The sequence below is a fragment of the Rhodococcus sp. T2V genome, from assembly GCF_029269925.1.
In the GTDB taxonomy this organism is placed as follows: domain Bacteria; phylum Actinomycetota; class Actinomycetes; order Mycobacteriales; family Mycobacteriaceae; genus Rhodococcus_F; species Rhodococcus_F koreensis.
On sequence record NZ_JARJBD010000018.1, the window covers coordinates 119,187 to 139,239 of the forward strand.

General features: G+C 67.9%; 19 protein-coding genes and 1 pseudogene. 11 read left to right on the forward strand and 9 right to left on the reverse strand.

Translation table 11 applies throughout. The annotated features are described in order from the left end of the window. Window positions 1–211 precede the first annotated feature (211 nt). Window positions 212–1,825 carry a cytosine permease gene (locus tag P3H15_RS17535; RefSeq protein ID WP_276138412.1) on the reverse strand — a complete coding sequence of 538 codons (1,614 nt, stop codon included), beginning with the start codon at window positions 1,823–1,825 and terminating at the stop codon, window positions 212–214. A gap of 439 nt (window positions 1,826–2,264) precedes the next feature. On the opposite strand from P3H15_RS17535, the gene P3H15_RS17540 reads away from it, so the two are divergent. The 4 genes from P3H15_RS17540 to P3H15_RS17555 all read left to right on the forward strand — a co-directional run bounded on the left by P3H15_RS17540 (window position 2,265) and on the right by P3H15_RS17555 (window position 5,912). Beyond that, window positions 2,265–2,759: a RidA family protein gene (locus tag P3H15_RS17540; protein ID WP_276138413.1), complete on the forward strand. Its 495-nt coding sequence runs from the start codon at window positions 2,265–2,267 to the stop codon at window positions 2,757–2,759. Window positions 2,760–2,825: 66 nt separating this feature from the next. Continuing rightward, window positions 2,826–3,557: a FadR/GntR family transcriptional regulator gene (locus P3H15_RS17545; protein ID WP_276138414.1), complete on the forward strand. Its 732-nt coding sequence runs from the start codon at window positions 2,826–2,828 to the stop codon at window positions 3,555–3,557. 19 nt (window positions 3,558–3,576) lie between these two features. Beyond that, window positions 3,577–5,196 (forward strand): gamma-glutamyltransferase family protein, encoded by a 1,620-nt coding sequence (locus P3H15_RS17550; RefSeq protein ID WP_276138415.1) that lies wholly within the window; start codon window positions 3,577–3,579, stop codon window positions 5,194–5,196. After that, window positions 5,196–5,912: a YoaK family protein gene (locus tag P3H15_RS17555; protein ID WP_276138416.1), complete on the forward strand. Its 717-nt coding sequence runs from the start codon at window positions 5,196–5,198 to the stop codon at window positions 5,910–5,912. The genes P3H15_RS17550 and P3H15_RS17555 overlap by 1 nt, the downstream gene beginning before the upstream one ends. Window positions 5,913–6,127: 215 nt before the next feature. Here the strand turns inward: P3H15_RS17555 and P3H15_RS17560 are convergent, their stop codons facing one another. Beyond that, window positions 6,128–6,442, reverse strand: coding sequence for a hypothetical protein (locus P3H15_RS17560; protein WP_276138417.1), 315 nt, complete (start codon window positions 6,440–6,442; stop codon window positions 6,128–6,130). A gap of 562 nt (window positions 6,443–7,004) precedes the next feature. Here P3H15_RS17560 and P3H15_RS17565 point away from each other — a divergent pair. Then, window positions 7,005–7,652 (forward strand): PAS and ANTAR domain-containing protein, encoded by a 648-nt coding sequence (locus P3H15_RS17565; protein WP_276138418.1) that lies wholly within the window; start codon window positions 7,005–7,007, stop codon window positions 7,650–7,652. 129 nt (window positions 7,653–7,781) lie between these two features. Here P3H15_RS17565 and P3H15_RS17570 read toward each other — a convergent pair whose 3' ends face one another. Then, complete coding sequence (locus P3H15_RS17570; protein WP_276138419.1) at window positions 7,782–8,270, reverse strand: hypothetical protein; 489 nt, start codon at window positions 8,268–8,270, stop codon at window positions 7,782–7,784. Between the two features lie 247 nt (window positions 8,271–8,517). Next, entirely contained in the window at window positions 8,518–8,742 is a 225-nt protein-coding gene (locus P3H15_RS17575) for a hypothetical protein (RefSeq protein ID WP_276138420.1), read from the reverse strand. Window positions 8,743–9,126: 384 nt separating this feature from the next. Between P3H15_RS17575 and P3H15_RS17580 the strand changes: the two genes are divergently transcribed. The 3 genes from P3H15_RS17580 to P3H15_RS17590 all read left to right on the forward strand — a co-directional run bounded on the left by P3H15_RS17580 (window position 9,127) and on the right by P3H15_RS17590 (window position 10,803). Next, on the forward strand, window positions 9,127–9,333 hold the full coding sequence (locus P3H15_RS17580) for a hypothetical protein (protein WP_276138421.1): 207 nt from the start codon (window positions 9,127–9,129) through the stop codon (window positions 9,331–9,333). Window positions 9,334–9,506: 173 nt separating this feature from the next. Continuing rightward, window positions 9,507–9,833, forward strand: a complete 327-nt coding sequence (locus P3H15_RS17585) for a hypothetical protein (protein ID WP_276138422.1) — start codon at window positions 9,507–9,509, stop codon at window positions 9,831–9,833. A gap of 475 nt (window positions 9,834–10,308) precedes the next feature. Beyond that, complete coding sequence (locus P3H15_RS17590; RefSeq protein ID WP_276138423.1) at window positions 10,309–10,803, forward strand: hypothetical protein; 495 nt, start codon at window positions 10,309–10,311, stop codon at window positions 10,801–10,803. 104 nt (window positions 10,804–10,907) lie between these two features. Here the strand turns inward: P3H15_RS17590 and P3H15_RS17595 are convergent, their stop codons facing one another. The 3 genes from P3H15_RS17595 to P3H15_RS17605 all read right to left on the reverse strand — a co-directional run bounded on the left by P3H15_RS17595 (window position 10,908) and on the right by P3H15_RS17605 (window position 12,942). Continuing rightward, on the reverse strand, window positions 10,908–11,093 hold the full coding sequence (locus P3H15_RS17595; protein WP_276138424.1) for a hypothetical protein: 186 nt from the start codon (window positions 11,091–11,093) through the stop codon (window positions 10,908–10,910). Between the two features lie 1,184 nt (window positions 11,094–12,277). Further along, complete coding sequence (locus P3H15_RS17600; RefSeq protein WP_276138425.1) at window positions 12,278–12,451, reverse strand: hypothetical protein; 174 nt, start codon at window positions 12,449–12,451, stop codon at window positions 12,278–12,280. Window positions 12,452–12,729: 278 nt separating this feature from the next. Beyond that, entirely contained in the window at window positions 12,730–12,942 is a 213-nt protein-coding gene (locus tag P3H15_RS17605) for a hypothetical protein (RefSeq protein ID WP_276138426.1), read from the reverse strand. A 134-nt stretch (window positions 12,943–13,076) separates the two neighbouring features. On the opposite strand from P3H15_RS17605, the gene P3H15_RS17610 reads away from it, so the two are divergent. The 3 genes from P3H15_RS17610 (at window position 13,077) to P3H15_RS17620 (ending at window position 17,906) form a co-directional block, all read left to right on the forward strand. Continuing rightward, window positions 13,077–14,969: an RNB domain-containing ribonuclease gene (locus tag P3H15_RS17610; RefSeq protein WP_276138427.1), complete on the forward strand. Its 1,893-nt coding sequence runs from the start codon at window positions 13,077–13,079 to the stop codon at window positions 14,967–14,969. Between the two features lie 605 nt (window positions 14,970–15,574). Next, window positions 15,575–15,748: a hypothetical protein gene (locus tag P3H15_RS17615; protein ID WP_276138428.1), complete on the forward strand. Its 174-nt coding sequence runs from the start codon at window positions 15,575–15,577 to the stop codon at window positions 15,746–15,748. A 985-nt stretch (window positions 15,749–16,733) separates the two neighbouring features. Continuing rightward, complete coding sequence (locus P3H15_RS17620) at window positions 16,734–17,906, forward strand: ATP-binding protein (RefSeq protein ID WP_276138429.1); 1,173 nt, start codon at window positions 16,734–16,736, stop codon at window positions 17,904–17,906. A 531-nt stretch (window positions 17,907–18,437) separates the two neighbouring features. Here the strand turns inward: P3H15_RS17620 and P3H15_RS17625 are convergent. Together P3H15_RS17625 and P3H15_RS17630 are read right to left on the reverse strand one after the other, a co-directional pair. Next, window positions 18,438–19,838 carry a cytochrome P450 gene (locus tag P3H15_RS17625; RefSeq protein WP_276138430.1) on the reverse strand — a complete coding sequence of 467 codons (1,401 nt, stop codon included), beginning with the start codon at window positions 19,836–19,838 and terminating at the stop codon, window positions 18,438–18,440. A gap of 10 nt (window positions 19,839–19,848) precedes the next feature. Then, a pseudogene (locus tag P3H15_RS17630) lies at window positions 19,849–20,053 on the reverse strand (hypothetical protein); the annotation flags it as partial.

The following is a 20,053-nucleotide window of genomic DNA, read 5'->3' on the forward strand; positions in this document are numbered from 1 at the left end:
CTCACGCCGTCCCTTCGTATGGACCAAGACTGCGGACGAAATCCTCGCCAGCCTCGCCCGCTACTGCACCCGAATCAATAAAACAATTAACGACTCAGGACGCTAGCGCTCGATTGCCAGCGTGAGTCACCACAGTTTCGATTACTGGGAACCGGTGCGGCACGGCGAGTGATGATGGGTATTCGCCGTGCCGCGCCCGCGGTTCGGGTGGTTACGGTGCGGTCGGAGCGGCGCTCGGGGTGGTGGTGTGTTCGACGAGGCAGGCCTTGCGGTAGGTGCGGCTCAGACCGGCGCAGGCAGTGCAGATCGCCGGGGACCCGGGCACACTCGGGTCGCGGTCCATTTCGATCGCGATGTAGCTGTGACCGCAGGCGTGGCACTTGATCCGGGCTTCCCAGACGTCGGTGACCTCGTCGCGGGGGTCATCCGCTCGACGGAGCAGGACGCTGCGTGTCTGCAGGCTGAAGGCTGCCGCGTAGGCGGCGCCGGCGAGGATGAACGTGATCGGTGTCGACCAGGTGGCACCGATACTGCCGCCGTACTGGTACAGGGCGATCCCGACGATGGCGCTGGCGAACCAGATCCAGGCTCCGGCACCGAAGTTGGCGAGCCGGCCGGGACGGAATTCGGGCATGTCGTGGCGGTCGCCGTGGCGGTTGAGTGCGATGTGGACGAGCAGGATGGCGACCCAGGCGGCGATGAAGGCGCCCTGCCAGGCGAGCGCGACCAGCAGGTAGCTGAGCACGTCGGTGAGCATGAACAGGTAGGTGATGGCGCCGCAGATCAGGACGGCGGCAACGCGGGGCAGGCGGGTGCGGAACAGCCGGGTCCACAGGGCCTCGAAGTTGGTGGAGGCCTCGTAGAAGTTGGCGGTGTTGATGCGGGCCTGGGTGACCCAGACCAGGAGCAGGCCCCAGCCGCCGAGCAGGGCGACCATGGTGTCGACGATGGCGGTGGAGGACACCTCGCCGGACAGGCCGGCGGCGTAGGCGATGAAGATGCCGATCAGCCCGTTGGCGAGGTAGACGAACAGGTAGAACATCGGCCCGAAGATGACGATCCCGTTGGCGCGAGTGTCCTGGGGTTTGCCGAACCGGGCGAAGTCCATCGTGAACATCATCAGCACGAGGACGCCGAGGTAGACGAAGAACGCGTAGAGCCAGCCCGGTGCGGCCAGGTCGAGTGAGGTGTTCGGGGCGTGGGCGAGCCAGCCGGTGGTGTCGTTGCCGCGGGCGATGAGGACGACGACGAGGATCAGCCCGGCCCAGTAGATCGGCAGGAGGGCGGCGTTGTATTTGTCCATCCAGCGGCGGATGCTGCCCATCACCAGGGGCAGGTTCATCGCAACGGCGATGGCGTACCAGATTCGGATGTCGAGGAACCCGAGGTAGGCGTGGAATGCGTGGGCGATCATCGAGCTTTCGAAGACCGCGTAGTAGATGGATGTGGCGGCCAGGATCAGGGGCGCGACGATGGAGCCGGATGCCCCGAAGAGCCGTTGGGAGATCAGGGCGACGGTGAGCCCGGTCCGGGTGGCGTAGCGGGAAATGATCGACCCGAACAGGCCGAAGACCGCGCAGGCGAGCACGATGCCGATCAGGGTGTTCGTGGTGCCGACAACGGCGGCGAGGGTGGCGGCGGTGACCAGGTAGAACATGCCGCTGACCAGTGAGTACCAGGACATCGACAGCGATTTCTTGCTGCTGCGCCAGGAGTGGGGAACGACGTGGGTGGTGTAGTCCTCGGTCGCGGCGTCCTTCACGACCTGCGGATCATCGGTGAAACTGACTTCCAGGGGCGCCAGATTGCGGCCGACAGCCAGCATGGGGGGTCCTTCCAAGCGGAACCGAGCCCGGCCGAACGCGCAGGGAAGCGCATCGACCCGGCCGGATGAGGGGGTGGGGAGGCTTGGTTGAACGGAATCGGATCGGCGTCTCGATTCCTGTGGGGTGAAGGTTAAGCACGGTCGCCGATCGCAGTCAAGGGTCTGCTCCTCGTCCCGATCCGCGCCGCGGGAAGCGCCCGACGTGGCGGGTCGAACCGTCGGAGTCGGCCTCTCGCTGCGCTCCGACTCGTGCCGTCGCGGTGCTGTCCGGCAGTTCCGGTCGCGAGTATATCGCGATGACCTGCGAAGTCGCCGAATGCCGCAGTGCCGGGTTGACGGCCGGGGATGTGACATGGGACGCTTTTCGCAACTTGGTTGGACCATCATACTAATGCCGTCGGCGCGGCACCTTCCCACGGAAAGTCGAACAATGAGCACGATGACGAAGAATTACGAGGCCCGGGCCCGTGAGCTCGGTTTGGAGATTCCGGACTATGGCACCGGCGGCTACTACGGCGCCGACACGTACGGGAGCATGAAGCCGCACCACATCGTCGGCAACGTGTTGTATCTGAGCGGGCACACCCCGGACACCACCGACGGCACCGTGCGCTACCCGGGCCGGCTGGGTGACAACCTCACCGTGGCCGAGGGCTACCAGGCCGCGCGCCTGACCGCCCTGAACTGCCTGGGCGGCATCCGATTTGCGCTCGGCTCACTCGACCGAGTCAAGGGCATCATCCGCTCGTTGTGTTTCGTGACCTCCACCCCGGACTTCACCGAGGTGCACAAGGTGTCGTCCGGTGCGACGGATCTGTTCGTGGAGGTCTTCGGCCCCGAGGCCGGCCTGGGTGGGCGTGCCACCATCGGGGTGATGAGCCTGGCCGGTGGCAGCAGCTTCGAGAACTGGGTGACCGTCGAGATCGACGACTGACCCAGCGCAGCGGAGCGTCCCCTTATTGGTAGCTTGGTCGGACCATCACACTAGCGGGAGGCTGACGTGACGTCCTGGGAGAACCTCGCGATGCCGAGCGGCTCACTGTCGGAGCGGTTGAGCGAGCGGTTGATTCGCATGATCACCGACGGGGAGCTCGAACCCGGCGCGAAGCTGCCGAACGAGCGGGAACTCGCCGAGAGCGTGGGGATCTCCCGGACCTCGGTGCGCGAAGCCCTCCGGGATCTCGAGTTGCGGGGGTTGATCAGCCGCAAACCGGGCCGGGGAACCATCGTCGAGGCGCAAACCCGACCGGAACTGCACGCCGGGATGCTCGGTGTCATGGACTCCTCGCACCGGGCGCTCCGCGAGGTGATGGACCTTCGGGCCGTGATCGAACCACCCATCGCAGCTCGAGCCGCAGGACGCGCCCTCGAGGGCGAACTGGTCACCCTGCTCCGCCCGGTCGAGCTTGCCGAACGCGAACTGCGGCAACCTGAACCGTCTGTCGAGCTGCTGATCCGGCTGGACGTGGAATTCCATGTCGTCATCGCCCAACTCACCCACAACCCGATGCTGTCGCGACTGATGGACATCACCAACGAGTGGATGGCACCGTCGCGGCAGTCGGCACTGCAGACCACCACCCGCATTGAACGTTCCGTGGCCGCTCACCGGCGGATCTACGAGGCCATCCGCGCACACGACCCCGCCGGTGCGGGCGCGGCGATGACCGGACACATCCAGGAGATCGTCGACAACATCGGCGTCGGCCGATGGACCGCCGACATCCCATAGCAGAAAGAGAAAAACCTCGATGTCTGACCCTCTCGCCGCCGGTGCGGTCGCGACCCCACACAGGGACGCCACCGCCGCGGCACACCAGGCTTTCGCCGACGGCGGCAACGCGATCGACGCGGCGCTCGCCGCCGCCGCCATGCTCACCGTCGTCTACCCCAACCAGTGCAGCATCGGCGGCGATGCCATCGCGATGGTCGGCACACCGGACGGTCATGTCGAGGTCGTCAACGGATCCGGCCGGTCTGCGATGTCGCTGGATCCGGCGGACTATGTCGGCCCGGACGGATTCGTCCCCGTCTCCGGAGCCAAGAGCGTCACCGTTCCCGGAGTGCTCAGCGCCTGGGAATCCCTCGCCGACCGGTGGGGCCGCCGCAGTCTCGGCGACGCCATCCGCCCCGCCGCCGCCGCCGCGGCGGCAGGAGTCGCCGTTGCCCCCGGGGTGCACCGCGACCTGGTCCGCGAACAAGCACTCCTCGCCCAGGACGACGGCGCCCGCCACGTCTTCTTCCCCGACGGCACCCTGCTGGGCGAGGGACAGACCATGCATCTGCCGCGGCTGGCCGAGACCCTCACTGCGATCGCCGAACGGGGCACCACGGAGTTCTATCGGGGCCCCGTCGGCGCCAGCGTCATCGGCACCCTGCGCAGACTCGGTAGCGATCTGACGACCGACGACCTGGGAGAGCATTTACCCTCCGTCGAGAACCCGTGCTCCACGACCTTCGCCGGCGCCGAGTACCTGAGCTCGGGGGGCAACAGCCAGGGCACCTTCTTCCTCCAGGGCCTCTCGGCCCTCGACATCGTCGCCCGCCGGCTCGGCCGCATCCCCGACCCCGTCGGGCAGGACGCCTCGATCGTGGCCCGGATCCTCACCCGGACCGCCGCCGACCGTGACCGCCTTCTCGGTGACCCTGACGATGCGGCGGTCCCGGTCGCCGAGCTGCTCGGCGACGACGCCATCGAGGCGCTGGCCGAGTTCGGGCTCGGTGAACGCGCACCCGCGGCGGCCGCGCAGTCCCGGACCTACGCGCGCCGTTCCGGTGACACCGTCGCCATCGTCACCGCCGACCCCGAAGGAAACTGGGTCTCGTTGATCCAGAGCGCTTTCCACGCCTTCGGCTCCTGTGTCCTGGATCCGGAAACAGGGATCCTGCTGCACAATCGGGGGGCATCGTTCAGCCTCGAACCCGCGTCCGCGAACCAGCTCGGCCCGGGCCGCCGACCACCGCACACCCTGATGCCGGTACTCGTACGACACGACGGCAACCTGGTCGGGGCGCACGGCACGATGGGTGGCCGCGCCCAGCCGCAGGTCCACACCCACCTCGCGCTCAACCTGGCGCTCGGTATGACACCGGAAGCGGCCACCGCCCGTCCCCGCTGGATCGTCGGGCAGATGGAGGCCGGGGCGGCCGCGCCCGACGAGGCGTCGACGATCTCGATGGAACACGGCGTCCCCGCTCCCGCGGTGTTCGATCTCAGCGAGGCCGGCTTCCACCTGAAAATGCTCGAGCCACTCGATGATTCTGTGGGACATCTGCAGGTGGTGCGACGTGACCCGGCGGACGACTCGTTCCTGGTCGGGTCCGATCCCCGCTCGGACGGCCTGGCACGGGCAGAACAGGAACCGGCGTGATGCGGCGCCCGAACCTGGCACTGTGGACCATGACCGCGGTCTCCTTCGGCACCGGCGCCCTCGACGCCGCCACCTACCTCGGGATGGACGGCGTCTTCGGAGCCAACATGACCGGCAACGTCATCCTCATCGCACTGTCGATCGCCGGAGAAGGCGTGCACCCGTTCATCGGCCCGGCGATGGCACTCGGTGGCTTCATCACTGGCTCCTGGCTACTGGGGCTTACCGCCCGGCGATATCCGAAAGACAGCACTCCCGATCCAGTGGTGGCACCGGTCTTCGCGGTCTGCGCCGTCGGCCTGCTGACCATCACCACAGTGCTGCTGTGGTTGCCCATGACCGGAACGCTCCTGCACACCGCGACCTTCACCATCGGATTGCTCATGGGCTTCCAAGCCCTCGCCGCCCGCAGGGTCGGCGTCCCCGACATCTCCACCGTGGTGATCACCTCCACCCTGTCACTACTGTTCGGCGAGGCCGGGCGATTCCGTGGCGGCGCATCGCGAATCGCCACCGGACGGCGGACGGCTGCCGTCCTGTCCATGTTCCTCGGCGCCGTCAGCGGCGCGCTCCTGTTGAAGATCGGCCTGATGGTCGCACTGCTGCTCCCCACCACCATCCTGACAGCAGTGGCCATCATCTACACCACACGAGCTGTGGTGCTCAGAAAGCGGCTGCGCCAGGCCACCCAGCCGAAGGAGTTCGTCGACGCCTAACACGGTCGAGAGGGTAACGTTCACCCCCTCCTCCCCACACCGGGGCGAGTAGGTCGTCAGCTACGGCGTTACCCCCAGTTCAGCGACCTGGATGCCTTGCACCGTTCGACAATTCTGACAATGTAGTGAGAAGCCCTTGGCGACAGAACTGTGCATGATGCAGGTCAGCACGGCGTACAACCGACAAGATCGCGGACCTACACCTTCCGCGCGGGTCAGGGACCCAGGTTGACCGCATGAACGGTCCCGGTCGACGGGGTTGCCCCGCGCGGAACCAGGTGAAATGACAGATTCTCCGGATCGGCCGGGCAGCGGAAACACAGTCGGTGATCGTCGAACCAGGCGAACCATTCCGCCCACGAAATGTGCTCGAAATAGTGCCCTGACCGGGCCCCGAGGAAGTCGACGAGCAGCACCTCCGCCGAGCAGACCGCCCCGGTATCCGGCACCCGGGCGGGCGCACCGCGGTGCAGTTGGATCCACCGGCGGATCTCGTCGTGGTCGATGGTGTCACACACCCGCATACTCATCCGTGCCTCCATGTTTCGGTCCCCGGACCGACCCGGCGGGGAGGCCGTTTCTCGGGGAATGCGCCCGTTGCCGAGTGCCCCGTCAGACGGGCCGGAAACGGCAGGGGTCCGGTGACGAGATGCGCAGGAGAACACCTCCTTCCACCCCGCGGTGTACTACCCCTGCCACCTCGTCGAGTGGCGGGGGTACTGCACCCGGGTGAGCGTTGCGGGTCTGTGGAGCGCCGCGGGCCCCGAGCAGATTTCCGTGACTTTCGGGCCAGTCATGCGGCAGGCACGGTCCGCAGCTCCTGCCGCCGCAGCCAGAGCGTGCCGAACGGCGGCCCTTCGGCGCCGGTAGGGGGCGTCACCTCTCCGCCGCGTAGGCCGAGATACGTCGCTCTCCCCTCCCTTCGTGCGGCCGCGAACGAGCGCACCGCACGCTTGTCGCTCGCCCCGCACCCCAGGTCGCACGTCACAGGCTCGGGCGGCCACCCTCGTCGAAGGTGTACCGGCCAACGGGCATGGCCCGACCCGGCAACTCGTGCAACTTTCGAGCTATCGATTTGCTAGAAAATAGGGCGTGGATTCAGAGCAGGTGTTCGGCGGCGGTGAGCCGCAACGGGTGGGCAGTTTCCGCTTCTACCTGGAGGGGCAGCGGTGGGAATGGTCCGACACCGTCGCCCAGATGCACGGCTACCGGCCCGGCGAGGTCACCCCGACCACCGAACTGCTGCTCTCCCACAAACACCCCGAGGACCACCCGCACGTCGCCCGGGTCCTGGACCGGATGATCACCGACGCCGAACCGTTCAGCAGCAAACACCGCATCATCGACACCACCGGCAAGGTCCACCAGGTTGTGGTCGTCGGCGACCGCATGCACGACGACGCCGGCACCGTGATCGGCACCACCGGGTTCTACATCGACATCACCGACTCCCACCGAAACGACGTCAAGGACTCCGTCGACGAAACCGTCGCCGCCCTCGAGCAATCGCGGGCGGCGATCGAGCAGGCAAAAGGGGCCCTGATGCTCGTCTACGGCATCCCCGCCGACCGCGCGTTCGACATCCTCACCTGGCGCTCACAGGAAACCAACACCCGGCTCCGCACCCTCGCCGAACGAATCGTCGCCGCATTCGGCGAACTCGAACCCGACACCGACCTGCGCACCCGGTTCGACCACCTGCTGCTCACCGCCCACCACCGACCTCCGCGCACGCAATAGGGACACACGACACCAGGTCGACCGGCGGTCCCCCCGCACTGGGAGCTCGACACCCGCGAACCCGGGCCTGCACCCGTCCGTCGCACAAACGCCCCGGCCCGACACACTTTCCGAGACCAGATGCGTCGTCTACGCGGCCGCCATGTCGGGTGGGTCCGGAAGGTCGACGTCGAGAACGAAGTCCAGCCAGATCAGGGCGTCTGCCAAGATCTCCGCGCGCAGAGTGATATCGCATTGCTCGGCCGCGGTGAGGGACTTCTCCCCCGCCACCACATCCTCGGCGAGGAACGCCGACACCGTCCCCAGCACCCACCGCTCCGACACCGGCAAAGCCTCGCCAGCGACGTACCGACCGTCGGCGAAGCGGACGTCGAGGATCAACGTCTCTTCCGGACCCGCGGCGCCCAGCCGGGCGACGATCACGCCGGCGGTGGCGTCGACGACCCACGCGAGGACATCGCCGTTTACCGGTCGGCCGCCGGGCGGGTGCAGCTCCGTGCATACCCGGGAGATCTCGCGCGAGAAGCGGGCTGTGTCCCGGTCGCCGACCAGTTGTAATAGTCGACCGCCGAGAGTCGCGGCCGGCGAGCTGGTGGGGTTGCCTGCGTTCGATCCCATACAAGAGGGTGCCCGGCCCCGGGCCCCATCACGCAGACCGGCCGGTACGAAAACCCTTCATGGGAGACGACTTCTGGCGCCGACCCGGCCGGCGCCGCCGACCATCGCGATCCCGCGTGACCCGAAGGCGGAGGGAGGGGACGAGCCGCCTCACCGTTGACGGTTCACTCTCAGCCGGTGCCTGGCCGTCGACATGGCGAGCACCGTCTCTCGGATGGGGCCGGTTGGTGCCGGGCTGTGTGCGGGGCTACCAGCGGTAGACGACGCGCGGGTTCGGCTCGTCGCTGCCCCGGATCGCGACCGGCGTCGCCGGCGTCATCAACAGGCGCACCGTCGAGTTCTGGCTGACGAACCCGACGAAACCGCCGTTGCCGTTGTCGAACAGGCCCCCGATGGCGTCCTCGAGGCCGTGCGCGGTGGCCGCATCGGCGAGCGGATACCGGACCCCGTCGTAGATCGCTTCGTAACTCATGATCGTCTCCCGCCGCTGGTCGTGGTCCTCCCAGCGTAGAAGCGCCGCAGCGTCATCGACCCCGTGCCGGCGCGACAAACATCCCCTCGTCCAGCTCGGCGGGACGAGACATGTCACGGAGCGACACGACAAGGCGTGCTCATCTCTCCGCAGAAGTCGATCAGATGCCCCCAAACCCAACCGGGCCTGCGGTCCGTGGCCCGGGCGCGACGGAACCGATAGTGGGGTGCGGCCGAACGACGGCCCCACCCGCACTCCCGAGATCAACACTCGGGCACACGGTTGGTCACCCACCGACAATCCCGCCCCTCGCCCCACCCGTCGACACCCCTCGCAGGGGTGCATCGCAGGTACCCTCGGACCCACCGGACAGGGAGGTCGACTGTGAGCGCAACGACGAAGCAGAAGGTACTCACCCAGCTGGAACTGATGATCAACCCGACCAATCCGGACTTCGCGCCCCCAGCAGCGAGCGGTGAGCCGCAGCAGCGTCACGAACGCCTCCAGCAATTCCACCGGCAGGTGACCGAAGCGACCGACGACGACCCGATCATCGACCGAATCGCTCGCGAGATCGGACTGCCCGAATAGAACATGCCTCACCTGCTCTCCGGGGCAGGGAAGGCACCGAGCCCCGGCGTAACCGACAGCACGAGAAACCGCCAGGGCCCCAGACACAGTCGCCGGTCCAGGTACAGCGCAGGTGCTGGTGCCCTCGCTCGCGGCATCGACACCGGACCACCCGAGGCACTCCGAGGAGGATCATGACCGCCGCGACGCCACCAGAATCAGGTGCCACCAGCGACAAGAGTTCCCCTGCGTGTGCCCAAACCCGGCCGCCGCGCAGAAGATCACGGTTGCCGTCGGCCTCGTTCGCCCTGGGGGTGGTGTCCCTCGCGTCGTTCTGGGTGTCCGGACTCGGGTTCGTCCTGGGTGTGTGCGCCGTGGTGTGCGGGGCGATCGCCGCATCCCGGTCCGGTGCGGCGGAGGATGAGCCCGCCTCGCTGCGGGCGTTGCTCGGTGTCGTCACCGGAGTCGCGGGGATCATCGTGTCCGCGATCGCGCTGTTTCCCGTACTGGAGTACCTGTGACCGGCGCACCTGCCGTAGCCGTCACTCCTACCCTCAATCTTCGATCTTCGACACGGATCCGCACCGCCCGTGACCGCCGTTCCCGGCCCGCATCTGCCCACCCCCACGACCGCCTTCGACACCAGCCGCACCGACGACGGGGTGCCGAACTCGGCGACGCGGCCCGGGTCCCGGGGAAGCGGGTATCGCCGTGACCGTCGGCCCGGCGGTGCTGACCACCCTTCTGTTCGCCGTCCTCGGATCGCTCGCGCCTGCCCTGCTCGCGCTCGTCGCGGCCGCCGGCATCGCCGACATGACCATCGCCGCCCTCCGACGACCGCCCGCATGCCGGTCTCGGCGACATCGCACGTCCGGCGCGGGTTCACACCCCGATCTCCTACCTGAATGCCCCGTCTCGTGGTCGAATCATTCTCGCGGGGAGGGACTCTCAGGAAATTCACAGCCGCGGCCGGGCCGGGTGGTGCGACGATGAAGCATGCGCCGCCATCGTTGGCCGGCCCTCGCGCCGCCCACCACCGGAGGGATCGTCGTGCACACGGGCATGCCGATCTCGGCAGAGAAGGACCTCGCCCTCGAATTGTCCGCGGCGACCGCGTTCGCGTCCGGGCTGGCGCTGCGGTTCACGCTGCGGGTCACCGGTGTCCGCGCCGACTTCGCGCGCTACGAAACCCGGGACCTGACCGACCCCGGTGACTGGTCGGCGCAATGGTCCTACCTGGTCGTGCACATCGGCGCCGACGACCTCGGCGGCCCAGCTGACCCGTTCCACCCGACACCCGATTCCGGACAGGAGGGATCCGGCCTGTACCGCACCACGCCGCAGTACTGGATCGGCACCTACCCGACCACCGAATCACTGACCATCACCACCAGCTGGCCACAGGTCGGACTACACCCCGCCTCATTCACCCTCACGCACGGCCCCAGCCCCTTCCCCACCACCTCCGGGCCCAAAGCCCACCGGTGGTGACGGTGCGCGGGCTCCGCTCGACGAGCTGAGGGGTGAGCGCGTGTGCCCGATGCCCGATGCCCGGGACCTACTGGTGAACGGAACCGCCCACGAGCGTCTGACGCTCAGGCCGCGCGGGCCGTCGCGCACATGGGGCACCAGGTGGTCTCGCCGACGACCCACCCGTTGATCCGGGCGAAGGCCACCGCCGCGGATTGGCCGGTAACGGCGGCATCGAATCGGTGCTCACACAGATCGCACCGCACCGCCCACCCGGGGTGTCCACTGGATTGGATCACCTGCACAGTCATGTCACCCTCACGCTCGCGACGTCACCGAACCAGAGCACCAGCATGGCACAGCCGACCGACAACGGAGAGAAGCAGAAACCCGGGCGTGGAGGAATCCGTGACACCACACCATCGGTGCGGAACCGAACCGCGAAGGATTACCGTCGACGCCGCCCGATCCGCCACCGATCGCCCCAGACCCGGCAATGCGGGTTCGGTGGAAGGAAGTCGTGCATGACGTCGGCACAGATTCGGGCACGAAGAGAGCGGCGCGCACCGCCACCCACGCAATAGCGATGGGTGCGTGAGATGGGGCTGTCGAGGCAGACGACCGGAGCTTCGAGAGCTGGGCCGTCTACGCGGCTCCCCCGGCGAGTCGTATCCCGGAATGTGTCAAGTCTCGACCCGACGGGATACGGCCCGCACCCTCCACGTTAAACCACCCCCCCACAATGACCTCAATGACCAGATCTGGGAGGGTTTCTCGCCGCCGAAGATTGCCCTGCCGATGAACGCGGGTTCACATCGGCGAGGGACCGGGGTGAGAAGGTCGGGACCCATTTCTTTTCCCGGAAGTCGGTCAGGTCCCCGGGAGCAGGCACCGGTATGTGATGGGACCGGTGCATATAGGGCGGCGGCAAATCCATTCGTCCCTCCCCACCCGTTCGCACGTCGCCGCGCTCGTGCAGGCAGGTCGCGCGTGCGGTGCGGCCAAGTGTGCCGTCGGGGTGCAGGTGCGTGAACTCTCACGGGTCGGCCGGCTGGGTGTTCGGTGATCTCCCAGGACAGGATGTGGCCGTTTCCGTCGCCTCGTTTCTTCCCGATCGAGACGATGGGGTCGAGCAGCTCGGCGACCGCGGACGGGTGGCCGTCGGCCCGCCACGCCAGGGTGCCGGCACCCGCATACTCATCCGTGCCTCCACCTTCGGTCCCCCGACCGACCCGGCGGCGTAACCGTTCCCCGGAAATGCCTGCCATTAGAGGGTAAAGTGCCAATTCCGACCTCCCGAAGAACAGGGCATCGCACCTACGTTGTCCCGCAACGGGTCTCGACTCGCGACTGCGCACACTCCGTGCGAGCGGTGCGCATCGGCCGGAGCACACGATGACCGGCGGTCAGTGCCGCGAGCACACCTTGTCCCCGGTCGGCATCGCCAGGACAGCAGCGAACGCCGCGGCCAGCACCATCAGCAGGAGCAGCACATTCACGAGGCGATCCCCCGGCGGTGGTCAGCGGTGACCGTCGGGCGGGCGGGGCTACGGTCATCGGCGAACATGGCCTCGATCCTCGACTTGATCTCCGCGGTACTCATGACACCGGGCCGCCGCACCGGGCATGTGGTGATCGAAGCCGTCGGAGTCATCGAGGCTGTGGTCATGTGCCCTACCCTTCGTCGTGTCCGCGGACGGCACCCACCCCTGTGTGTGTGCACCACCATCACAGTTATGTGATCCGCTTCACATTTTCTGTTGCTGACGTTGTACACCACAGCTGTCCTCGACACCACCCGGGCAGTGTCACCACCCTGGAACGCCCCCCGATGGGGACCGCATCACTTCTTCGGCCCCGGCTTTGTGCCGACGCGCCGCGTGTGGGCCACTCCACGTAATCGCAGGCCCGTGCGGGTTGGGTGTGTGACCGTTCGCGGACGGGGCCTCAGACGATCATGTCCGTGGGCGCGGAGACGTCGACGTCGAGCAGGACATCCCACGAGACCGGGGCATCTGAAGTGCGGAGCATCATCGTGTTCGGCCGGATGACGGGGTCGGCGTCCTCATCGTGACCCGCTGGTCCTGCCCCGCGAGAACCACGACCGAGACCGTCCACATCGTCGGCCGCGTGATGACACCCCACCAGTGCGGACCGCACACCAGTCCCTGGGGACCTCGCACGAGAAACGCCGCCTGCCTGGGGGTTTGCCAGGGCGTCGTGTGTCGGCGACCCGCAGGGTCCGTAGCCGGTTATCGTCGAAGACCTGTAGTGAACCAAGGGGGCACGCGACCATGGCATCACCGACCACCACCGACCTGTCCACGCTGCTGATGATCGACTCCGCGACTGCGCGGGACCGCGACGACGCCTTCGCCGTCACCCCGCTCAGCGGGGGCCGCGGATGGTCGGTCGAGGTGCACATCGCCGGTGTCGCCGACGTCGTCGGCCTGGGGTCCGTCGCCGACGAACAGGCGTTCCTGCGGGCCGAGACCCGGTACCTGCCGGGCCGCACCATCCCGATGCTCGGCGACACCGCCGAACAGGCCGCCACCCTGACCACCGAAACCCGGCGGACCAGTCTGCGGGTCACCGGCACCCTCACCCCCGACGGCCGGCTGCACGGTGTCACCGTCGGGCGTGGAGAGATTCCGCCGGGCCGGTGCGTGGCCGTCGACCATTCCGAGGTGCCCGCCATCCTCACCGACCCGACCCATCCCCTGCACCCCTCACTGGGCGCGGCGGATGCGGCCGCGCAGGCCCTGCTCGGCGCCCGCCGCGACGGCGGCGCGCTGGCGTTCTACGACCTCATCCGCGGCTGGGCGACCAACGAGGACGGCGCCATCGTGCCGATCGCCGCCGAACTACGCACCGTCGCCTACGTCATCGTCCAGGAGCTGATGATCGCCACCAACGAGGCCGTCGCGTTGTGGTGTGTGGAGCAGGGGTTGCCGATCCTGTTTCGCAACCACCGCCCCAACCCGGTCGCCGGCAGCACGGACGAGCTGATGACCGAGATCGCCGCCGCGGCCGGGGACCCGGACCTGTTCGCGAAACTCCGGGGGCGGCTGCTGTCGACGCTGCGGGCCGCCACCTATGATCCGACGGTCCACGGTCACTACGGTCTTCGTCTCAGCTCCTATACCCATGTCACCTCCCCGCTGCGCCGGGTGGCCGACCTGATCAACCAGCGGATCATCCTCGCGCACCTCGACCACTCCCCCGCCCCCTACAGCCCGGATCAGTTGGCTGCCCTCGGCGCCGACCTGAACCGGCGCACCCGCGCCGTCCGGGAGGCGAAGAAGAATCACTTCAAACACGCCGACCACCGCCACGTCGCCCAAGAGGCGGCACGCGATCTCACCGCCCTCGATGCCCGCACCTTCCACAAGGTCCTCAAAACCGCGGCCACCGCACCACTTCGGGACGAGATCGCCGCCGAACTCGCCCGCCGCGTCGACGCCGACCTGCTCACCGCCCCGGACGTCGCGGTCCTGATCGACGCCGCCGACCCCACCTGGCGTCCGATCCAACTCCGGGTCCTCGACACCCTCGCCGACGCCCATCCGGAGATGGGCCCCAGCGTGGCGTCGGTGTGGCGGCAAACCCACCCCGACCTTCCTCCACCCGAGGTCGAGACCCGGCGCAACGGCGCCGCCCACGATCCACTGTTCGCCGCCCGCGCCACCCACCTCGGAATCCGCGGACCCTGGACCACCGCCGCCGCGAAGAAGCCCGCCGAGCAAGCCGCCCTCTGGGCGGCGCTACGCGCGCAACTGACCGGCACCGACCACCCCGACACCGAACCCGAATGGCCCACCACGCCACCACCTCCGGAGCCATCGACTCCCCCACCGGCGCCGGAGGATTCCGGGCCCGCCGAGTCCGTCGAACCGCATCGGAAGACCACGTCGGCCGCACTGAATCTGGACGGGGCAAAGAAATCCAAGGCCCTGTCCAACCCCGTCGCGTGGCTGATGAGCCTGGCCCAGAACAACCATCAGGCCCCACCCGAGTGGGAATTCCGCACCGACGGACCCGCACACGCACCCCGCTTCACCGCCACCGTGCACCTCGCCGGCCACACCGCCACCGCCACCGCCACCACGAAAACCGCCGCCACGAAAACCGCCGCCAAGACCGCATCGGCCACCGCCCTCGTCGAGGCACTCTTCGCCCGGCAGTGACGGCGCCACGCGGTCTTGTGTGTACCGCGTCAACACCAGCCGGGTGCCGAAGCCACTGAACCGCTGCCGTCAGTCTCAAGCGGGTAGCCGCCTGAGACGCCTGAGGCGCGCCGACCGACACTGGGACGGCACTCTCGTGGCCGCCGGGACAAAAGCGCCGTCGATCGATCGGAGCATCGACATCCCGACGCTCTTCGGTCCGAGAACAGAATGACGCAAAGACACCGTGCCGCGGGTTGGGCGAGAGCAGGCCGTCGGGCAGCCCGTCGAGACCGAGCGCGGATGCGCGATTTCCGGGCCGAGGTGTCAGAAGAGTGTCCGCGCCGCGGCGTCGCGGTGTGGACGGCGACCGACCGCCAGCGCTGCCATCGGCGCTACCGGCCCGATCGAGTGTCTTTGAACCCGATTCAGTACCGCTTCTGATGCCCCGCTCCCCACTCATCGACAACTTGTTTATCCCCATTTGAACTGCGGTTATGATGCCACTCCCCCCACTCCCCACTGCATCGTCGCCGGACCGCGAAAATGTCTGTCCAGGTTCGACGACAGCTGTCGGTGTCGGTTCTTAGCCGATCTGGCGCGTTTCTCACTTGGGTGGCGCAGCGTTGGCGCAGTTTCTCAGTTGGGTGGCGCATGATTCCTCGGTGCTGGGAGAGATTGCGCAGTTGAGCCGCGCCGATGACGAGATCGAGGCGGTGTTCCTCACTGAGTGCGGAGTGGAGCGTCGGGTGCCGTGGCGGTGGTTGCCGGAGTGGTCGACGAACTGGAAAGGCCGGTGAGGTCGTTCCCGTCCTATCGCGGGCCCCGTTCTATCGCCACCTCGGACACCCGAGCGATTCGGCGGCCTTCTCTCCTACCCCACCTGGATCGAACCACTCGAGATGTGGGTCATCGAGCATCGCAAGCGATTCCGAACAGTCCAGCACGCCACCCTCCCGACAATGCGCCACTTCAAGTGCGAGCGAAGACCCAGGACAACCCCACCCCCAACTGGCGCAGGCCAGGTCAACCCCCACCAGGCGCGCCAGATCAAACGAGAACCGACAGTGTCGGTCCTTAGCCGATCTGGCGCGTTTCTCACTTGGTGTCCTGTGACAGTTGATCGTCCTTTTTGCCAGTGAATCTTGCTTACCCGGCGTGTCTTGCCACTGTAGTTTGCTGGGTTCAAGATCACCCCGCCCCGGCCGGCAGGCAGTTCGCAGGACCGACGGTGCATGAGCAGATGGCAGCACACGCCGGTTCAAGCAAGATTCACTGGCAAACAGCGCCCCTGCGTCTATGCCGCCATTCCCCGAAACGTGCGTAGGCACAGCCGAATCCCGCCAGTCAAAATTCCTCGGCCCAGGTCACAGCTCTACCACCGAGGACAATCCAATGTCACCGGACACTTGGGTGGCGCGGCGTTGGCGCAGTTTCTGGCCCGGGTGGCGCAAGATGCCTCGGTGCTGGGGACATGTCGAGGCGCGACGGGCGACACCCTGGTGATCACTTCGCACGTGTAGGAGTTCGAACGTCGGCATCATCTACAGCCCAGTCCCACACGCTCGATGTCACTCCTCGAGCGAATGCCGAGATCCCGACGCGCACCGTGCCCCGTCTCCGCCGAAGAACTACGGGACCCTCGGCCCCCTGCGAGGGAGGAAGTCCGCCGACACTACTGCTGCTGCAAAGAAGAAGAAGCCAGGCCGGACCGGCGCCTTCAGCCACTATGGGAAGTTATAGGTGTTTATGGAGCTTTTCCCATAACTGTCTATAGTTGTCGATATGGATCCCGCGCTGAACCCGTTCAAACCCGGCTCGGGCCTGCGGCCCCCGGCGCTGGAAGGCCGGGACCGGGAACGTCAGGAATTCGAGCTCCTCGTCGCCCGCAGCGAGGCAGGCAACTACGACCGCGGGATGGTGCTCTCCGGGCTCCGCGGGGTCGGCAAGACCACCCTGCTCAACAACCTCGCCGAACACGCCGAGCGGCAGGGCTGGCTGGCGATCACCATCGAGGCCCGACCGAACGAGGCCGGGATCGCCGCGGTCCGCGCCCGCCTCGGCTACGAACTCGCCGTCGGTCTGCGCCGCTTCAGCCGCAAACATCAACTCCACAAGGTCATCGACGACCTCGTCTCCCTCGCCCGCGGCTTCACCCTCGGTGTCGGTCTGGGCCCGGCCAAGATCGAACTCGCCCTCGGCGGGCGGGCCGCCAGCGGCGACATCGACCTCGACCTCGAGGAACTGGTCGAAGCGATCAGCGACGTCATGCGCAAGAAAGGCGCCGCGTTCGGACTGTTCATCGACGAAATGCAAGACCTCGACCCCGATCTGCTCGGCGCCCTGCTCGCGGTGCAGCACCGCGCCAGCCAACGCGAATGGCCGTTCTTCGTCACCGGCGCCGGACTGCCCAGCCTTCCCGCGGTGCTCGCCGACAGCCGCTCCTACGCCGAACGGCAATTCTCCTACCGAACCATCGGACCGCTCTCCCCCACCGATGCCGCCGACGCGCTCCGGGTCCCGGTCGAGGCACAGGGGGGTGCGTTCACCCCGGACGCGCTCGAGATCGTCGTCGAAGCCAGCGGCGGCTACCCGTACTTCCTGCAAGAGTTCGGCAAGGCGATCTGGCACACCGCCCCCGCCTCCCCCTTCGATACCGAGGACGCCCACCTCGCCGTGGAGGAAGGCCGCCGAGCGTTGGACGACGGGTTCTTCCCGTCCCGGTGGACCCGCGCCACCGACCGGGAACGCCGGTACCTGCGCGCCATCGCCGAAACCGGGGAACCCACCCCCCGGTCCGGGAAGGTCGCCGCAGCCATGGGGGTGGCGACCACCGCGGTCAGCGATGTCCGGGATTCCGCCATCAAGAAGGGCCTGATCTGGTCCCCCGAACACGGTCGCATCGCGTTCACCGTCCCCGGCATGGCCGACTTCATCCGACGCCAGCCCACCGCCTGAAAACCCCCGGTTCTCGCGCGCCGAGTCGGATCCCGCACTTGCGGACCGCACTCTCGAGACGAGAAGTGTGTTGGCCGATAGTTCGCACGTCCGCGGGTCCGGCGGCGATTGCGGATGAGCGCCGCTGCGGCGGCGGTACCGTTGTCACCCGGATGTTCCTGTGGCACATCACCAACTACCCAGACCGGCGCCGCGGATTCCTCGACAACGCCACCGCCATCTGGCAGATCGGCCGGGCCGTACCCCTGCCCGGGATCGGCGGCCGCAATGTACGGCTCCCGCTTGGCCCGGTCGTCCTCCGATCCGCCCCCCGTGGTGGTGAGCTGTGGTTCCCATGCGGCGTGCCGCGGATCTTCGTCGCGTTTCACGGCGTCCGCCATGGGTGCCGCGGTCTGCACCTTGCCCAGCGGGACGTTGCGACCTGGGCCCGGCCGGGTAGCCGGTGGTGGTGGTGCTCATCTTGATCCCGCTCTCGATCGTCGGCAGCCGGATTCGTGCCGCCCGGAATGACGAACGCCGATGCGCTCGACATCATCCCGGACCGTGCGGGACCGGCGGCCCGCCCGAACGGTCCTCCTGGTGCCGCGGGCCCAACACTTCGAACATGATCGGCCGGCGCGGTCCGGTCGCGATGTTGTGCGGGACCGACACCGGAGGCGGGCGGCGTCGGGTCCGTTCCGGCAGAGCCAGTCGGACCCGCGACAGGATAGTCGCCAGCACGATGGGCATCTCGTACTCCGCCAGGGCGAACCCGATGCACCGTCGATGGGCACCGCCATACGGTGCGAACTCGAACGGGCTGTAGCGACGCCCGACGAAGCGCTCGGGATCGAATTGGTCGGGCCGCTCCCAGACGTCCGGATGCGAATGCAGGAGCGGCAGGGCGATACCGACGGTTCCGCCGTTGGCTACCGGGACGCCGCGCACGTGCAGCGGCCCGGTCAGCCGGCGCAGCACGATCGGCACCGGCGGGTGCAGCCGCAGCGTCTCGTTGCACACCGCGTCCAGGTACGGCAACCGAGCGAGTTCCTCGGGCGCCGCGGTCGGGCCCAGGTCCCGCACCTCGGCCATCACCCGCTCGCGGATCTCGGGGTGGCGGTGCAGATGGAACAACGCCCAACACACCGAGGTCGCGGTGGTCTCGTGCCCGGCGACCAGCAATGTGCGGAGCTCCTCGCGCAGCTCGCCGTCGTCGATCCGCGACCCGTCTTCATAGGTCGCGGCGAGTAACACGCTCAGGATGTCCACCCGGCCGTCCTCGGGTCCCGCGCGCCGGCGCTCGATGTCCTCGGTCAGCAGCGCATCGAATTCGTCGCGTGCGCGGACGAACCGATCCCAGGGCGCGCGTCCGAACACGCCGCGGCGCAACGGCGGAACAAGCATCAGCGGGCCGGTGTAGGCGGCGAGGAAATCGGCGACCACCCGGATGTATTCGGCCGGGCGGTCGGTGCCGGAGAGTCCGAACACTGCCTCCAGGATCACGCGCAGGGTGATGGCCCGCAGGGCGGACCGCGAGTCGACGGTGCGACCCGGAATCCAGTCGGCGATCCCATCCAGCGTCGAATCGCGGATGATCTCGCCGTATGCCCGCATCCGCTCCCCGTGGAACGGTGGTGTCAGCAATTTCCGTTCCCGGCGGTGCCGCTCTCCGGATATCAGGATCAGCGACGCGTCCCCGACCAGCGGCGCGATCGGATTCGGTGTCGGGGGTTCGACCAGGTCCACGGGCGCACGGAAGATGTCGCGGGCACCCTCGGGATGCCCGGTGAACAGGATCGGCGGGAAGCCGGGAAGCCGCACTTCGAACGGGTCGCCGTCGCGGTCGCGCCGCCACCGGAAGTAGCGATCGGCATCGGCTCCGGCGGTGAGCGTGCGCACAACACTGCGCCCGGCCGCCCGCAACCGCGCAGCGCGCGGCGGCATCGTCGACATACCGCGGCCCTCACATCGCCCGCAGTGCCCGCAGCACCGCGCGGCCGGCGGCGGGGTCGCCCACCGCGATGCGGGCGCTGCCGTCGGGGTAGGGCTTGGCCACGATGCCGGCGCGCTGCAGCGCGGCCGCGACGCGTGGCCCGCTCAGGTAGAGGAAGTTGGGGGTTCCCCCTCGAGTGTGGACATCGTGAACACTGGGTCGTGAGGTCCCAGAG

What these genes read in the sequence shown, in the direction of transcription:
- P3H15_RS17535 (WP_276138412.1), bottom strand. Translation starts at nt 1,825, where the DNA reads ATGCTGGCTGTCGGCCGCAATCTGGCGCCCCTGGAAGTCAGTTTCACC.
- P3H15_RS17540 (WP_276138413.1), top strand. Translation starts at nt 2,265, where the DNA reads ATGACGAAGAATTACGAGGCCCGGGCCCGTGAGCTCGGTTTGGAGATT.
- P3H15_RS17550 (WP_276138415.1), top strand. Translation starts at nt 3,577, where the DNA reads ATGTCTGACCCTCTCGCCGCCGGTGCGGTCGCGACCCCACACAGGGAC.
- P3H15_RS17555 (WP_276138416.1), top strand. Translation starts at nt 5,196, where the DNA reads ATGCGGCGCCCGAACCTGGCACTGTGGACCATGACCGCGGTCTCCTTC.
- P3H15_RS17560 (WP_276138417.1), bottom strand. Translation starts at nt 6,442, where the DNA reads ATGAGTATGCGGGTGTGTGACACCATCGACCACGACGAGATCCGCCGG.
- P3H15_RS17570 (WP_276138419.1), bottom strand. Translation starts at nt 8,270, where the DNA reads ATGGGATCGAACGCAGGCAACCCCACCAGCTCGCCGGCCGCGACTCTC.
- P3H15_RS17575 (WP_276138420.1), bottom strand. Translation starts at nt 8,742, where the DNA reads ATGAGTTACGAAGCGATCTACGACGGGGTCCGGTATCCGCTCGCCGAT.
- P3H15_RS17585 (WP_276138422.1), top strand. Translation starts at nt 9,507, where the DNA reads ATGACCGCCGCGACGCCACCAGAATCAGGTGCCACCAGCGACAAGAGT.
- P3H15_RS17590 (WP_276138423.1), top strand. Translation starts at nt 10,309, where the DNA reads ATGCGCCGCCATCGTTGGCCGGCCCTCGCGCCGCCCACCACCGGAGGG.
- P3H15_RS17595 (WP_276138424.1), bottom strand. Translation starts at nt 11,093, where the DNA reads ATGACTGTGCAGGTGATCCAATCCAGTGGACACCCCGGGTGGGCGGTG.
- P3H15_RS17600 (WP_276138425.1), bottom strand. Translation starts at nt 12,451, where the DNA reads ATGACCACAGCCTCGATGACTCCGACGGCTTCGATCACCACATGCCCG.
- P3H15_RS17610 (WP_276138427.1), top strand. Translation starts at nt 13,077, where the DNA reads ATGGCATCACCGACCACCACCGACCTGTCCACGCTGCTGATGATCGAC.
- P3H15_RS17620 (WP_276138429.1), top strand. Translation starts at nt 16,734, where the DNA reads ATGGATCCCGCGCTGAACCCGTTCAAACCCGGCTCGGGCCTGCGGCCC.
- P3H15_RS17625 (WP_276138430.1), bottom strand. Translation starts at nt 19,838, where the DNA reads ATGTCGACGATGCCGCCGCGCGCTGCGCGGTTGCGGGCGGCCGGGCGC.